Origin of the sequence: Vibrio sp. SCSIO 43153 (genome assembly GCF_023716625.1) — a bacterium.
Lineage (GTDB): Bacteria > Pseudomonadota > Gammaproteobacteria > Enterobacterales > Vibrionaceae > Vibrio > Vibrio rotiferianus.
In genome coordinates this window covers 1,801,788-1,816,195 of record NZ_CP071855.1, presented here as the reverse complement: position 1 = coordinate 1,816,195, position 14,408 = coordinate 1,801,788, and the positions used below count along the sequence as shown (strand labels likewise).

The window sequence follows — 14,408 nt, the reverse complement described above, 5'->3', positions numbered from 1 at the left end:
GTTAGCTGCTTACACTAAAGTTGATGTAAAGAACGTAATGCTCAATTTCATTTAAGTTAGCGATGTCTCTATTAACGATGAAACGGATCTGTTGTAACAATACTCTTCTGTTAATTTCATTGATTTGATAGCTAGGACAAGAGCAATGAAAAAACTAGATGAAGTTAAATTAAATCTAAAGCGAACAAAGCAAATGGGAGAGACAACTTTAGGTAAGTTAACTATTGAGGGAGTAAGTAAAAGTTGGTTTGTATTGGAGCCCGCAGGGCCAGACTCAATAACTGAGGGATCCGATAAAAGGATCAAAGCAGGGACTTACAAATTATTGCCCTATAGCTCACCGAAGTATCCTAATGTATATGAATTACAAAATGTTCCGGGGAGAACGTTTATTCTAATCCATGCTGGAAATTATCACAAAGACACTCTTGGGTGTTTGATGCCTGGTAAAACATGGGGGAGTGTGGCTAAATCTCATTACTATGTGGGTAATAGCAAATCGGCTCTGAAAGAAATTTTTGCTGAAATTACGAGCTACAAAAAATTACCATAAATATATCTAATCAGTTGGAGCAGCAATGATGATAAGGAATATGGCAATTTTGATTGTGTCTGTTTTTTGCTCAGGGCTGCTGTATGCTAAAACGCCAGAAGTAAGCCTCTTACATAACTGGATGATTGAAAACTACAAATCTATTGAATCAAATCTTGAAAAAAAAGAAGGTTCGAAAATAGTTCCTACGCTTTTTTCTTTGGTAGAAATTTGGAAACGTAGAGACGGAGCTATTTCCGGAGAAGTTTCTCCCTTATTGTTGGTTGCGCTAAAAGTCGAGCCTCAGAATACTCTACTTTTACTATCTGAAAGCCCAGAGTCTTTTGACAAATGGTTAAATGAGCTAGAAGGGATGGTGTTTACTGACCATACAGGCAATGAGGCTAATCGGTTAGAAAAGTTAAGAGTTGATGTATTAGTATCAATGAAATCTTACTCTAGAAAACAGCCGGATAAGTTAAAATCAATGGCTGACGCACTTATTGAAAGGTTGGAGGTTATAAACGTGAGCGTGATAGATTAAGCCAGTGCTAGCATCCAGCTAACAAAGCATTTAAGAGTGATTCGCAACGCGTGGCATTTTTACTATGCGTTGCGTTTAGTGTTTAAGGTGGTGTGTGGCGGTTTCGGTATTGCGTTGCTCACACCTTAACAGGGCGTTATGTTTACTCTAAATTCCAAGCACTTCCCCCATATCGAGTGCAGTAATTAATCTACTGGAGATAGGTCTATGTCGGACGTTACATGGGAAACATACGAAGAAGTTGCACAGTACCTTATTGATAAGTTTGCTGGTGAGTTCGGTCTAGAAAGTGTTGAGGGCAAACAAACAGTTGCTGGTGACAGTGGTACCAACTGGGAACTTGACGCAAAAGGGATTCGAGGCGATGGTGAGTCAATTGTCTTGGTTGAGTGTAAGCGTTATACAACAAAAAGAGTATCTCAAGAAGTCATCGCTGGTCTTGCTTTCCGTATCATTGATAAAAACGCAACTGGTGGCATTATTGTGTCACCTCTGGGGTTACAGAAGGGCGCTGAGATCGTTGCTGAACACGCAGATGTTATTAACGTCCGTCTAGATAAAGACTCTACTACTCAAGAGTATGTAATGGAGTTCTTAAATTCAATTTGTGTGGGGCTGACAGATACCATTTCAGTAAGTATGAGTGAGTCTGTGAGTATAACGATACAACATGCGGATGGCACGGTAGAGCACCGAAAACTGTAAACATAACAAACAATTTAAGAGTGATTCAGCACGTTTGGCATTTTTGGTTTGGGTTAAGTTTAGTGTTTATGGTGGTCAAATTGAGTGTCGTGGATGCGTGCTTCACACCTTAATTGGGCGTTAGTCGCCCGAGTACCCCACGTTTAGTAGACACTTTACTAAGTTAGATCTAGGGTCTAATTGAGAGGTGATTTATGGCTAAACATCGTAATCCAGCGTACACCGAAGAGTTCCGCAAAGAAGCAGTCCGCTTGGCCAGTCTTCCTGGCCGAACAGCCGTCTCCGTTGCCAAGGAACTGGGCATCAGTGCCCAGCAAATCCGGAACTGGAAGCGCCAGTTCACACGCCTATCTGATAAACAGTTTAACACCTTAGATGGTGTCGATTATTCGAAGAAAGAGTCAGAAGAGCTTCGAGCGCTAAGGCGCGAGAACAAGCGACTCAAAGATGAAATGGAATTCCTAAAAAAGGTCTCGGCGTACTTCGCGAAGCAGCAAGAGTGAAGTACGAGTTCATTGAAAGCTATACCTGCGAGTACTCGATTAGCTTAATGTGTCGTACGTTAGAGGTGAGTCGAGGTGGTTACTATAAGTGGTGTCATCATACGCCGAGTGAGCGTTCAAAGCGGCGAGAGCGCTTTGAACAGCTCGTCATGTGTACCTTTGCCCAATGCAGGGCACGTTACGGTTCAGTGCGCATAGCCGAAGAGCTAAACGAAGCAGGCTATGCCTGTTGCGTGAATTATGTGGCTGATATCATGAAGGAAAAAGGTATCAGGGCACGTAATGGTAAAGGGTTTAAATACAACAAGGATGTGGCTGCGATGACGAATGTTGCTGACAATTTACTGCGAAGAGACTTTGAGTCTGAGATGCCAAATCAGAAGTGGGTCACGGACATCACGTATATCTGGGTGAAGAGCCGTTGGCTCTTCTTGGCGACAGTGATGGGCTTGCATTCAAGGCGTATTGTGGGTTGGTCGCTAGGGAGAACGATGACCGTCGAGCTCATCACCAATGCCCTAAAAATGGCGTTTGAGTCACGTAAGGCGCCTAAGGGCGTCATTATCCACTCGGACCGTGGTGTACAATACAGAGCATATAAATATCAAGACTTCATGCGCAAGCATGGAGGTGTACCGAGCATGAGTCGGCAGGGTAACTGCTGGGATAATGCGGTGATGGAGTCGTTCTACAGTCGACTGAAAGTCGAACTGATATACGCAGAAGACTATCAAACTGTCGAAGAAGCCCGAATGGGCATCTTCGAATACATCGAGGTATTTTACAATCGCAGAAGAAGACACTCAGCGTTGGGGCATGTCAGCCCAGTTGAGTACGAAAGTTTGTAGTTATGTACTGTCTACTTTTTGTGGGGTACACCAATTAAAAGAGAGCATTTTAAAAAATTGTGAAACTGTTTATTGTTCTCAAGAATTCTATGCTCTGTTCAAAAAATACAGACTGATTGGTATTATTTGGTATGCCGAGTTGGAATTTGTAATAGTACCCTTTGTGAAATATTTTGAATATTAAAAAATTTATATTTTTTGAGTGTTTGTGAATTTGGTAGATCCCATTTCCATACTTATGGTTTATAAGAAGCGCACTTACATTAAAGTCATCTATTGTGTTTATCTCAGCTACGTTAGATTCGTCAAATGGTTTACATGACTTACACTCCGATTTTATTATTATTAGAGTCGATGAGATTTTATTAAACACCCATTCGTAATTTACTTCACTAGTACCAAACTTTTCGAATGAGTATTCACCCCAATATTCTATATTATTGATACTTATACCATTGTTATGTAATGGGCTACTTAAGGACGTAGATGATAATAAAATGAGTAATATCGCAATAAATAGCCTTTGCATTTGTCTTTCCTTAGGTTAATCGGTTACTACCAAAAAACCATAGCTTGTCAGTTTATACTGAGTGCTATCAGATTTTTTGGGATTCTGATTGTTTGTGTATGTAAGTAGCTTTTTGGAACTCTCAGTTCTGATCATTTTCTGGATCTTAGCCCACACATGTTTACCGTCTAAGTATGATTGACCAAACGAAGGCTTTGTCATAATACAACCATGACTCCCTGTATCGTCATGGTAGCCAAACCGTATACCATCACGCCACTTGCCATCATGTAAAAACTGATCGTTTATATTGTCATCAACTAAAAATAGACCAAAATAAGATCGGAAACCGCTTGGGTTTTCTGTAATTACCCAGTTACCTTTAGGTAGATGCTTGTAACCATCCCAACCACCAGATGTTGCCTGCATAATGACTTTTTCGCTGCTAGCACCAGGTATAATTTTTTCTACAATAAGCTGACGTTTTTTGATTGAAAACGTTATTTTTAAACTCATGGTCACCTCTTTTTTATGTGTATGTTAGTTTCTAATCGTTGTTAGAGGAACAAAACCACAATAGTCATGCGATAGCCTAGAGTCGGTTCTCATTTTAAATGCAACTTATTGTTTAATTGGGCTAGTTTAGTTCGGTAACTGCTTTAATATAACAAAGAATTTAAGAGTGATTCTCCACGCTTGGCATTTTTGGTTTAGGTTAAGATCAGTGTTTAAGGTGCTAAAATTGAGTATCGTGGTTGCGTGGCTCACACCTTAATGCGGCGTTATTTCCGCAACGGATCTCTCAGGCTGTATGTACGTGGTTGTAGCCTAAGAGTGAAAGTGGCGGGGTAATCGGGTGGAAAAGCGGCGAAAAAAGCGAATATTGGTCATTTCCATGCTAGCCTTAAAGCGCTTTAAGCGCACCTTAATATGGCGCAGCAATTAAAGAGTGACGCTAAAGCGATTTAAGGTAGTGAGCTGCCAAATACTTCGGCTTCGATTTTTGCCTGTATACCGAAAATTTCTCGTCATATCAAAAGATTAGGCGTAAACATAGCCGACTTTAGTTGCGGAATAACAAGACGTTCAAGGCGATTTGAAACGCATTGGGGTTTTAGTGCCCAAATATGCACGGATTTATCAGAGTTTATTTTAGGTTAGGGTGGATCTGCGTCTCTCACACCTTAACTGCGCGTTATGCTCCCGAGTACCCCACGTTTAGTAGACACTTTACTAAGTTAGATCTAGGGTCTAATTGAGAAGTGATTTATGGCTAAACATCGTAATCCAGCGTACACCGAAGAGTTCCGCAAAGAGGCAGGGCGTCTGGCCAGCCTTCCTGGCCGAACAGCCGTCTCCGTTGCCAAGGAGCTGGGCATCAGCGCCCAGCAGATTCGGAACTGGAAGCGCCAGTTCACGCGCCTATCTGATAAACAGTTTAACACCTTAGACGGTGTCGATTACTCGAAGAAAGAGTCCGAAGAGCTTCGGGCGCTAAGGCGCGAGAACAAGCGACTCAAAGATGAAATGGAATTCCTAAAAAAGGTCTCGGCGTACTTCGCGAAGCAGCAAGAGTGAAGTACGAGTTCATCGAAAGCTATGTCGGTGAGTATTCCATTAGCTTAATGTGCCGCACCTTAGAAGTGAGTCGGGGCGGCTATTATAAGTGGTGCCATCATACGCCGAGTGAGCGTTCAAAGCGGCGAGAGCGCTTTGAACAGCTCGTCATGTGTACCTTTGCCCAATATCGGGCACGTTACGGCTCAGTGCGAATAGTCGAAGAGCTCAACGAAGCAGGCTATGCCTGCTGCGTGAATTATGTGTTTGATATCATGAAGGAAAGAGGTATCAGGGCACGTAATGGCAAAGGGTTTAAATACAACAAGGATGTGGCTGCGATGACGAATGTTGCCGACAATTTACTGCGAAGAGACTTTGAGTCTGAGATGCCAAATCAGAAGTGGGTTACGGACATCACGTATATCTGGGTGAAGAGCCGTTGGCTCTTCTTAGCGACAGTGATGGACTTGCATTCAAGGCGTATTGTGGGTTGGTCGTTAGGGACAACGATGACAGTCGAGCTCATCACCAATGCCCTAAAAATGGCGTTTGAGTCATGTAAGCCGCCTAAGGGCGTCATTATCCACTCGGACCATGGTGTACAATACAGAGCATATAAATATCAGGACTTCATGCGCAAGCATGGAGGTGTACCGTGCATGAGTCGGCAGGTTAACTGCTGGGATAATGCGGTGATGGAGTCGTTCTACAGTCGACTGAAAGTCGAACTGATATACGCAGAGACTATCAAACTGTCGAAGAAGTCCAAATGGGCATCTACGAATACATCGAGGTATTTTACAATCGCAGAAGAAGACACTTAGCGTTGGGGCATGTCAGCCCAGTTGAGTACGAAAGTATGTAGTTATGTACTGTCTACTTTTTGTGGGGGCTCCAGATCAATCGAGAGCTAAGGGAAAAAACGAAAGTACTTATAGCAGGAGCCAATGGGTATATTGGTAGCCACGTGACTAAGATGTTTGTCGAAAGTGGCTTTGAAGTTTCGACCTACAGCAGGATTAGTGGTGTCTTACCTCCTGCTCGGAAGTTTAGCAAGGTGCCAACAGATTTTTCTGTTTACTTTGATATCGTTATAAATTGTGTTCGCCCACATTGGTCAGAATTTTCGCCGGAGGAAATAGCTGATATAGAGTCCAAGCTGCTAACGCAGTTGGACAGATTAGCGGCTGAAGGTGCGACAAAAATCCACACATCGGGCGTTTGGTTATTTGGTAATGTAGAAAATTACACATAGCAAATTTTTTAAGAATGAATCGCAACGTGTGGCATTTTTACTATGCGTTGGACTTCGTGTTTATGGCGCAGTGGCGCTGTACATTAGTAGCTTTTTTACGCCTCAACTCATAGGGTATGCCAGCTAGTTTGAGTGAGGAAATGCATAGCTGTGTACTGAGCATAAACCAAGATCTTCAAAAATAGGGCTAAACCTGAATTCATGAGCTTTAATATAAGCACTGACTGAAAAGAAAGGTGGCCAAATGTTAAGTGAACTCAATGATCGTCTTGCTACTGTTTCGGAAAATATCGCTCAACTCGAAGGGCAGTTTGGCGAGTACTTCAAACCAGACCGTTGTCAGTGCACAGTGAATAATCATGAGGTTTTCCTCGAGTATCAGCATGATTTAGTGTTTGAGGAAGCTTCGGAGCAAGCGCAAGTGTTGTTGCGTTTGTTAGACATTCCCACCATTGTTGGTGGTAGACGAAATTTACTGCGTGATGTTTCTGGGAAAGGCGACACTACTAAGCTTCACTTGGACTTATCCTGTACTGAAGAGGATCTATTACTCCAGTATGTTTGTTCTGAGCTGTTGTTATTTTTCCAGAAAATTGCCAATAACCCTTAACTCAAAATTTGAGTTGAGTATTTTTGGTGTATTGGTTTTCACCTAGAGATCTCTCCTATTTGTTGTACGAGCGTACAGAGGTAAGACTGGTCGTGAGCTGACAGACAATGAGTTACCTATATAGTCATCCTGAATGAATTTAACCAATTAATCTGTACTTGGTCATATAGAATTTCTAAACAAGGAGAGTTCTATGAGACTGTTATTAATAGGAATGTTGTCAATAACCAAGCTCCCTGTGTACGCATCAGTTCCAATTACAAGTATCTACAAGTTGATGACACTTGATGTTCTTGGCGTGGTCCCCAGCGAAGTGAGGGTCGTAACAAAGACACCGGAATACTTTGAAGTTACAGAAGTGGATCTCAAGATCACATCACCTGACAAGGGCGGGAAAGCACAGGAAATATTTCCACTAGTTTTGGACGTAGCTGCTACCTCAAATGAAGAGGTGTTGGAAGACTTACGTATAAATGAACGTTTGTATACGCTGTCATTATCCGATCAAGATTTGTCTCGCTTGACCGCTAGTCTCAATAAAATTCGCACTGAAAGGGCTGAAGGACAAAGTGATAAAGAATATAGCTTAGGGATTACCATCGTTAATGGGGGTGTCCGGTCTGAGCAACCTATAAAGTCTGCCCCTGTTTATCTTTATCTTCAGCCTAGTGAAAACATAGGTATGTTTAAAGTATTAGATGATTTTAACCTAGGCTCGCAGGACTTAAGTCCATATAAAAATGTTCAAGATTGGATTGATTGTTGAGCTAATCAGACAACAACTGCTTCAAAAGGTATTATGGGAAGGATAGGCTGCGTAATCATATTGATACGCAGCCAACTATAGATAGGGCTGGCTAGTATTGTCTTCTTGATCCCCTAGTTACAACTTTCGTAACCTGAAGCTAAAAGCAGTTCACGTTCATGCTTAATCAGCTTGGCACGATCTTCAATTAGTTCATTCAATGCTTGAGAGGGTTTACCCGCTAATGCTTTGAATGCGTCAAACGACTCTGCACTGTCAATCTCGTCGATCATGCCGCTGATGACGTTACGCGCTTCGCATGGGTTATCATCGGTAGTGAAGTATTCTACTTGCTTCGCTGCCGATTTCATTTCAGTCAACAGTTCTAATGGGCTAGTTTCTTTTGCCACAGCCATGTAATTATCAAGTACACGCTTCGCATACAACAATTCTTTTAGTGGGATATCACGGCCACTTTCAATCAGCGATTCATTAAGGATCATACTTGAGCTCATGGGCATTCCTTTTTTATCAATAATTCGAACTTCTTGGGCATTGGCTTGAGTCTAATTTATTGAAGCCTGAATGGGAATGCCTAAAAAGCACATTATTAAACGATTTTTCTGATTATTTACGCTTTGTTAGTGAGTAAGTACGCAAGTTGTGTATTTGGTAGAATCTTCAGAAGATAAGTCAGTTAGTCGCTCTGAATGTTCGATTGTTCTCAGAGCTCATCAAATGTGGGTATTATCTGTTCTCAATATTCAACACTAATTCATGAAGAAGCGACCTGGCGTCACCCCAAAGCTTTGTTTGAATAGATGATTAAAAGCACTTACGCTGGTAAAGCCACACTCTAATGCCACGGTAGTGACAGGGTGAGTTTGTGCCAACAAAGTCAGAGAGTGGAACAACCTTATTTGTTGACGATACTCTATGAAAGACATGCCAACTTCATTACGAAACAAGCGGCTCAAAGTACGGCTGCTGACGTTAATTTCTTCGGCCCATTGCTTTAATGAACGATTGTCCGCAGGCTCGTCCAACAGCGAGTTACAAACCAATCCGAGCTTGGCATCGTTGGGAAGAGGGACCTGAATGGATGCTTGTGGTGCGACTTTCAATTGATCCAACAAAACCTGAACAATACGCCAATACGAATCTGTGCTTGCTTGATCGACTGGTTGCTCAGAAAGATGAATGATCATCTCACGCAGCATTGGTGACACATTTAGAACATCACTCTGATTTGGCAGCTCTGTATCGATGCTTGGCAACAAGTAGACGTTTTTCATCGCCGCATCGCCATACATGTATATCTTGTGGCTCTCATGCGCCGGGATCCACACTGCTCTTTGAGGTGGAACGACCCATAACTTGGATTCCGTCTCGACCGCCATCACACCACTGCTGGCGTACACCAGTTGGTTGTGCCGATGGCAGTGCCAATCAATGACGTGTCCATTGGCGTAGTGCTTGGGAATGACCACCGCCTCTAAGCAATTGATGTTGGCATCCAAACAGATGGTTTTGATGTTTTGGCTCATTTGAGCAATAACTTGTCTCAATGGAATCTATACGCCAAATGCTAGCCAGATAAACTCAGCTTGTCATTAATTAGCTTTCCTTTATTTGGTATGGAGTCGAGATGAACCGTTCATTTCACGCAGGTGTCCTCAATGTGGGGCATGCGCTCAATCATTACTTCTTGCTCATTTTTCCTTCTGTTGTACTGACGCTGCATAAAGAATGGGCCATGAGTTACGCAGAGCTGCTCCAAGTGGGGAGTGGGGCAATGCTGGTTTATGGCGTGATGTCTCTGCCTGCAGGTTGTCTGGCGGACCGTTGGAGCCGAAAAGGCATGATGCTCGTTTTCTACTTTGGGATGGGCACCTCTGCGTTATTTACTGCTCTTGCGCAAACGCCATGGCAAATGGGATTGGGGCTTTGTGCCATAGCCTTGTTTGCAGCGATTTATCATCCCGTCGGTATCGCACTTATATTCAGTTCTGCAAACAAAACCGGCAGGGCTATCGCGGTAAATGGACTAGCAGGTAACTTAGGTTTGGCGTTTGCTGCAATGGGAACCGCTTTGTTGTGCCAATGGTTCGCTTGGCAAGCCGCATTTTATATTCCAGGTCTTGTGTGTGTATTTACTGGTGTTGTGTACTGGTTTGCATCGAAAGATGTTACTGATATAGAGCATGCGAAAAATATACGTGACAGCGTAATAATGCCTTCGCGACAACTCAACGTGTTGTTCGCTTGTGCTGCGGTGATTGTCTTCTTCGGTGGTTTGGTCTTTCAATCTACTACGACCTCGTTGCCTAAAATTATGGATGCACAATTTAGCCAATCATTGAGCCTTTCAAGCACGTTAACCTCATCGATTTTTGTTTGTGCCGCGTTTATTCAGCTTGTTGTTGGTGAACTAATAGATCGCGTTGATATCAAGAAACTGCTCGCCTGCATTGCTGGTGGACAGTTGTTATTCCTCCTATTGGCGACGGTTACTCATGAGTGGTCATTGGTTTTCGTGTTTGTTGGTTTGATGTTGTGCACATACGCGCAAATACCAGTGAACGATTGGCTTATTGGCCGTTATACAGATGCGAAATGGCGCTCTAGAATCTATGCCGTTAAGTACACGTTAAGCTTTAGCACAGGGCCTATCGCGTATTGGCTTATTGCAGCGACCTATGCTTACACACAAGAGTTTTTACTGATGTATTTCATCCTTGCAGGTGGGATGGGGCTGGCATCACTGAGCGCATTGATGATGCCTGCTTCAAGCAAAAGAAAAACGGATAGCACCACATTAGTGAAACAGTGAAACAAAAAAGAGCGCATGTTGCGCTCCTTATTTTTATCTAATTAGTTACTTTAGAAGAATACCAGTTATTTTGATACGCCTTTGAAGCAAATAGAGCGTTGGCCTTAGCGCGCTCTATCACGGCAGGGTCAACTTGAATTGGCTTCATAGTTTGGTTAACAAAGTCATATTCCATTGTGGAGACTTTCTTACCCGGTGAGAACACCACTAGGTTATCTCGGGTTAAGTAACCAAAGTTCTTATCGTACTGCATCATTGCTCGCTCATCTTTACGTGCCAGAGGCTTAGTCAAGTCACGACCAATCATCGGTGTTTTGGCATCAATACCAATAAGTGACAATAGTGTTGGCGGCATATCGATGTTGTTTGCAATACGGTCATCTTTACGCGGTTGGATGTCTTTACCAATGATCAACGCAGGAATGTGGAAGTGCTTCACGGGCACCAAGTTAGCACCAAATACACGAGCATCATGGTCAGCAATGACGATGAACACTGTATTATTCCAGTATGAAGACTGCTTTGCTTTGTCAAAGAATGTCCCCAGAGCATAGTCAGAATATTTAACCGCGTTATTTCGTGTCATGTACTCATCATCGTGCTGCTCAATTTTACCCTGTGGGTACTCATAAGGGCTATGATTACTTGAGGTAAATACCAAGCTGAAGAAAGGCTTGTCAGTTTTAGATAAGCGCTCAAACTCTTGGTCTGCTTTAGTGTAAAGATCTTCGTCACTTACACCCCAAGAGCCAACAAATTCAGGGTTCTCATAGTCCTTTTCTTCCACAACATGGTCGAAACCGTTACCGAAGAAGAAGGTTTTCATGTTATCGAAGTTTGCTTCACCACCATAAATGAACTCAGTGTGGTAACCGCGGTTTTTCAGGAAACCGGCAATAGTAAAGAAACCTGTTTGGCTTTTGCTTAGTTTTACAACTGCTCGCGATGGTGATGGCGGGAAACCTGTTGTTACCGCTTCGATGCCACGAACAGAACGAGTACCCGTTGCGTACATTTGAGTGAACTGCCAGCCTTCATTCATCAGCTTGTCGAAGTTAGGCGTGAGGGGAAGGCCACCTAGTGAGCCTACGAACTGTGCTCCCAAACTTTCTTGTAGCAAGATAACCAAGTTTTTTGGCTTCCCTTGGTAAGTCGCTCTATTAGTGTTCATTGTTGGAAGAGCTGATGGGTCAAAGTCAGACTTCGCAGAAGAGGTGCGAACGAGGTCTAGCATCTTCTGGTTATCCATTTTTCCGTAGAACTCTTCCGCGCTCTTTTCTGATTTCATATTGTTTACAGCAAACAACAGAGAGTAAGAGGAGTTTAGTGCCAAATCATTCATCAGTGGGTCGTTAGAAAATGCCACCATTGCAGGGTTTAGAGGGCGATGTCCCAGAGAAGAACGTGCGCCAGCAACACCAATTAGAACCACTAAAATGGCAAGGGCAGGACGCCATTTCCAGTTTACTTGTTGTGCGTTGTCGGTAAGCTTTTTACTCCATTTCCAACCAAGGAAAAGGGTAAGCGCCGTGCCTACGGCACCGATAAAGAGCTCTAGTTTGTAACCAGTCCAAAGCATGCTGAACACTTCTTTTGGATAAATCAGGTATTCAACAAACAAGCGGTTTGGACGTAGGTCGTATTCTTGAATAAACGGAGCCGTGGCCAGTTCCATGTAAACCAAGATCCACAAACCTGCGACCATCCAACAACGTAGAACCCACTTCCAGCATTCGCCGACCTTACCTTGGACAGGCAATAGAGCAGAAAGTAAGCCCGGAAGAATGAACAGCCAGCAGATAGTGGCAAAGTCTACGCGTAGGCCCTGACCCAAAATATAGATAAGGTCGTTAAAAGATTCGATTCGGTCAGAGAGCCAAATAGCGAGTAAAATCCGTGAAACGGAAAGAAAAGCAAGCGAAAATAGCGCAAATACAGCAATAGGCTGCAAAGGCCCAAATGCGGGCTTCTTCATAAATATTCCCTAATTTACTGATGTAACTGATTTTTATGGCGTGTCTTTTATCAAAGAAAACGTGAAACAAACGTGAAATATAAGGCTTATTTATAAATTTAATTGTAATGATTAGTACGGCTTTGTAAGGGGGAGTAATGCCATACGGCATGCGCAGTTCGGTTTGTCGCCACGAAAGGCGTGAAAATCGTAGGGTTGATTTCTATAGATTTCTTATTTAGGGTGTTGGGTATGAACTATTTAGCTATTTCTATCTCAACCAACTGTTGTTGTTGCACCTCCCAAGACGTGCGGCGGCTTTCGCGTAGCTATTAGTTAGCAAAAGATCATACAGACATATTAAAGGCCGCCGATGTTTTCATCCGCGGCCTTTTTGCATTTAAAGGAATAACAATATGAGTCAGTCAAAATTACAATTATTCAATACACTAGGGCGCACCCTTGAGCCGTTCAATACCATCGAATCTGGTAAAGTCGGGTTGTACGCTTGTGGTCCTACAGTGTACGACTACGCGCATGCAGGCAACTTAAGAACCTATCTTTTTGTGGATGTGCTCAGGCGCACGCTAGAGCTCAACGGCTACGACGTAAACCACGTTATGAACATCACAGATGTTGGTCACTTGGTGTCTGATGCCGATACTGGTGAAGATAAAATGGAGAAGGGCGCGAGAAAGCAGAACAAGTCTGCTTGGGAGATCGCAAAGTATTTTGAAGACGCATTTTTAGATGATCTTACTAGCCTCAATATCACTAAGCCTTCCATCATTTGTCGCGCTACAGAACACATACAGGAACAAATTGAATTCGTCCAAGAGCTTGAACAAAAGGGCTTTACCTATCAAACCTCCGATGGCATTTATTTTGATTCGGCCAAGCTTCCAGATTACGGAAAACTTGCCAAACTGGACCGCGATGGGTTAGAAGCGGGCATTCGCGTCGAAATGGCAGAGAAAAAGAGCCCAACCGACTTCGCACTCTGGAAGTTTAGCGGCGACACACCAAGACAAATGGAATGGGAAAGCCCTTGGGGAGTGGGTTTTCCGGGGTGGCACATCGAATGTTCAGCGATGGCAGAGAAGTACCTTGGGGAGGTGTTCGATATTCATGTTGGTGGGGAAGACCATATCCCAGTTCACCACACCAACGAAATTGCTCAATGCCAAGCGAAGAATGGACACGTACAAGCGAATTACTGGCTGCATGGTTTCTTCCTTCAATTGAACAAAGAGAAGATCTCCAAGTCCGGTACGTCACTTCGTCTTGATGCGTTAATCGAGAAAGGCTATGACCCGCTGGCTTACCGTTACTTGGTGCTGACCAGCCATTATCGCAGTCATTTGAGCTTTACGTGGGAGAGCTTGGATGCCGCACAAACGGCTCTAAAGCGCCTGAAAGCGAAAGTGTCGGCACTACCAGAAGGTGGCAAAGTCGACCAAACGTATGTTGAGCGTTTTATGTCACTCATCAACAATGATTTAGCCATGCCACAAGCGATCGCACTAATGTGGGAGTTACTTGGAAGTGCATTAAACGATGCAGATAAAAAGGCAACGGCACGCTACTTTGACCGTGTGTTTGGTTTGGAGCTTGATAAAGTAGAAGAAGAGGAAATTCCGCACGAGATCTTGGAATTGGTAGAGTTGCGTTTGCAAATGAAAAAGCAGAAGGAATACCAACAAGCTGACGAAATCCGTCAGAAAGTTGCCGAACTTGGCTACAGAATCAACGATGCTGGTGATGGCTCAACGGTAAGTAAACAAGGCTAGCAAGCTGAAAAACAAAAAGGC

At 43.3% G+C, this 14,408-nt stretch carries 15 protein-coding genes and 2 pseudogenes; 13 read left to right on the top strand and 4 right to left on the bottom strand.

Annotated elements, in window-relative coordinates:
* Positions 1 to 145: 145 nt before the first annotated feature.
* The 5 genes from J4N37_RS08165 (at position 146) to J4N37_RS08135 (ending at position 3,132) form a co-directional block, all read left to right on the top strand.
* Positions 146 to 553 (top strand): DUF5675 family protein, encoded by a 408-nt coding sequence (locus J4N37_RS08165; RefSeq protein ID WP_252040528.1) that lies wholly within the window; start codon positions 146 to 148, stop codon positions 551 to 553.
* Between the two features lie 40 nt (positions 554 to 593).
* Positions 594 to 1,076: a hypothetical protein gene (locus tag J4N37_RS08160; RefSeq protein ID WP_151514894.1), complete on the top strand. Its 483-nt coding sequence runs from the start codon at positions 594 to 596 to the stop codon at positions 1,074 to 1,076.
* A gap of 207 nt (positions 1,077 to 1,283) precedes the next feature.
* Complete coding sequence (locus J4N37_RS08150; RefSeq protein WP_252040526.1) at positions 1,284 to 1,781, top strand: restriction endonuclease; 498 nt, start codon at positions 1,284 to 1,286, stop codon at positions 1,779 to 1,781.
* 194 nt (positions 1,782 to 1,975) lie between these two features.
* Positions 1,976 to 2,284 (top strand): transposase, encoded by a 309-nt coding sequence (locus J4N37_RS08140; RefSeq protein WP_004413754.1) that lies wholly within the window; start codon positions 1,976 to 1,978, stop codon positions 2,282 to 2,284.
* Positions 2,281 to 3,132 (top strand): IS3 family transposase, encoded by an 852-nt coding sequence (locus J4N37_RS08135; RefSeq protein WP_252040524.1) that lies wholly within the window; start codon positions 2,281 to 2,283, stop codon positions 3,130 to 3,132. Before J4N37_RS08140 ends, J4N37_RS08135 begins: the two co-directional genes overlap by 4 nt.
* A 544-nt stretch (positions 3,133 to 3,676) precedes the next feature.
* On the opposite strand, the gene J4N37_RS08130 is transcribed toward J4N37_RS08135, so the two are convergent.
* On the bottom strand, positions 3,677 to 4,156 hold the full coding sequence (locus J4N37_RS08130; RefSeq protein ID WP_252040522.1) for a hypothetical protein: 480 nt from the start codon (positions 4,154 to 4,156) through the stop codon (positions 3,677 to 3,679).
* A 753-nt stretch (positions 4,157 to 4,909) separates the two neighbouring features.
* Between J4N37_RS08130 and J4N37_RS08120 the strand changes: the two genes are divergently transcribed.
* The 6 genes and pseudogenes from J4N37_RS08120 to J4N37_RS08095 all read left to right on the top strand — a co-directional run bounded on the left by J4N37_RS08120 (position 4,910) and on the right by J4N37_RS08095 (position 7,831).
* Positions 4,910 to 5,218 carry a transposase gene (locus J4N37_RS08120; RefSeq protein WP_252040519.1) on the top strand — a complete coding sequence of 103 codons (309 nt, stop codon included), beginning with the start codon at positions 4,910 to 4,912 and terminating at the stop codon, positions 5,216 to 5,218.
* A pseudogene (locus tag J4N37_RS08115) lies at positions 5,215 to 5,892 on the top strand (IS3 family transposase); the annotation flags it as partial. The gene J4N37_RS08120 and the pseudogene J4N37_RS08115, both read left to right, overlap by 4 nt.
* A gap of 77 nt (positions 5,893 to 5,969) precedes the next feature.
* On the top strand, positions 5,970 to 6,065 hold the full coding sequence (locus J4N37_RS25195) for an IS3 family transposase (protein ID WP_353505807.1): 96 nt from the start codon (positions 5,970 to 5,972) through the stop codon (positions 6,063 to 6,065).
* A gap of 111 nt (positions 6,066 to 6,176) precedes the next feature.
* A pseudogene (locus tag J4N37_RS08110) lies at positions 6,177 to 6,446 on the top strand (NAD(P)-dependent oxidoreductase); the annotation flags it as partial.
* A 253-nt stretch (positions 6,447 to 6,699) separates the two neighbouring features.
* Positions 6,700 to 7,065 (top strand): hypothetical protein, encoded by a 366-nt coding sequence (locus J4N37_RS08100; RefSeq protein ID WP_138942478.1) that lies wholly within the window; start codon positions 6,700 to 6,702, stop codon positions 7,063 to 7,065.
* Positions 7,066 to 7,258: 193 nt separating this feature from the next.
* Positions 7,259 to 7,831 carry a hypothetical protein gene (locus tag J4N37_RS08095; RefSeq protein WP_252040515.1) on the top strand — a complete coding sequence of 191 codons (573 nt, stop codon included), beginning with the start codon at positions 7,259 to 7,261 and terminating at the stop codon, positions 7,829 to 7,831.
* Positions 7,832 to 7,944: 113 nt separating this feature from the next.
* On the opposite strand, the gene J4N37_RS08090 is transcribed toward J4N37_RS08095, so the two are convergent.
* Together J4N37_RS08090 and J4N37_RS08085 are read right to left on the bottom strand one after the other, a co-directional pair.
* The gene (locus J4N37_RS08090; protein WP_010448413.1) at positions 7,945 to 8,325 is read right to left on the bottom strand and encodes a hypothetical protein; all 381 of its coding nucleotides are present in this window, start codon (positions 8,323 to 8,325) and stop codon (positions 7,945 to 7,947) included.
* A 255-nt stretch (positions 8,326 to 8,580) separates the two neighbouring features.
* A complete protein-coding gene (locus tag J4N37_RS08085; protein WP_045390403.1) occupies positions 8,581 to 9,357 on the bottom strand; it encodes an AraC family transcriptional regulator in 777 nt (258 codons plus the stop codon).
* Between the two features lie 101 nt (positions 9,358 to 9,458).
* On the opposite strand from J4N37_RS08085, the gene J4N37_RS08080 reads away from it, so the two are divergent.
* Positions 9,459 to 10,643, top strand: coding sequence for an MFS transporter (locus tag J4N37_RS08080; protein ID WP_252040513.1), 1,185 nt, complete (start codon positions 9,459 to 9,461; stop codon positions 10,641 to 10,643).
* A 37-nt stretch (positions 10,644 to 10,680) separates the two neighbouring features.
* Here J4N37_RS08080 and J4N37_RS08075 read toward each other — a convergent pair whose 3' ends face one another.
* Entirely contained in the window at positions 10,681 to 12,618 is a 1,938-nt protein-coding gene (locus J4N37_RS08075; protein ID WP_252040511.1) for an LTA synthase family protein, read from the bottom strand.
* Positions 12,619 to 13,013: 395 nt separating this feature from the next.
* Between J4N37_RS08075 and cysS the strand changes: the two genes are divergently transcribed.
* Positions 13,014 to 14,387, top strand: a complete 1,374-nt coding sequence (cysS, locus tag J4N37_RS08070; protein ID WP_252040509.1) for a cysteine--tRNA ligase — start codon at positions 13,014 to 13,016, stop codon at positions 14,385 to 14,387.
* Positions 14,388 to 14,408: the final 21 nt, after the last annotated feature.

Coding starts and splice junctions, on each gene's coding strand:
- J4N37_RS08165 (WP_252040528.1), top strand. CDS start 146: ATGAAAAAACTAGATGAAGTTAAATTAAATCTAAAGCGAACAAAGCAA.
- J4N37_RS08160 (WP_151514894.1), top strand. CDS start 594: ATGGCAATTTTGATTGTGTCTGTTTTTTGCTCAGGGCTGCTGTATGCT.
- J4N37_RS08150 (WP_252040526.1), top strand. CDS start 1,284: ATGTCGGACGTTACATGGGAAACATACGAAGAAGTTGCACAGTACCTT.
- J4N37_RS08140 (WP_004413754.1), top strand. CDS start 1,976: ATGGCTAAACATCGTAATCCAGCGTACACCGAAGAGTTCCGCAAAGAA.
- J4N37_RS08130 (WP_252040522.1), bottom strand. CDS start 4,156: ATGAGTTTAAAAATAACGTTTTCAATCAAAAAACGTCAGCTTATTGTA.
- J4N37_RS08120 (WP_252040519.1), top strand. CDS start 4,910: ATGGCTAAACATCGTAATCCAGCGTACACCGAAGAGTTCCGCAAAGAG.
- J4N37_RS25195 (WP_353505807.1), top strand. CDS start 5,970: ATGGGCATCTACGAATACATCGAGGTATTTTACAATCGCAGAAGAAGA.
- J4N37_RS08100 (WP_138942478.1), top strand. CDS start 6,700: ATGTTAAGTGAACTCAATGATCGTCTTGCTACTGTTTCGGAAAATATC.
- J4N37_RS08095 (WP_252040515.1), top strand. CDS start 7,259: ATGAGACTGTTATTAATAGGAATGTTGTCAATAACCAAGCTCCCTGTG.
- J4N37_RS08090 (WP_010448413.1), bottom strand. CDS start 8,325: ATGAGCTCAAGTATGATCCTTAATGAATCGCTGATTGAAAGTGGCCGT.
- J4N37_RS08085 (WP_045390403.1), bottom strand. CDS start 9,357: ATGAGCCAAAACATCAAAACCATCTGTTTGGATGCCAACATCAATTGC.
- J4N37_RS08080 (WP_252040513.1), top strand. CDS start 9,459: ATGAACCGTTCATTTCACGCAGGTGTCCTCAATGTGGGGCATGCGCTC.
- J4N37_RS08075 (WP_252040511.1), bottom strand. CDS start 12,618: ATGAAGAAGCCCGCATTTGGGCCTTTGCAGCCTATTGCTGTATTTGCG.
- cysS (WP_252040509.1), top strand. CDS start 13,014: ATGAGTCAGTCAAAATTACAATTATTCAATACACTAGGGCGCACCCTT.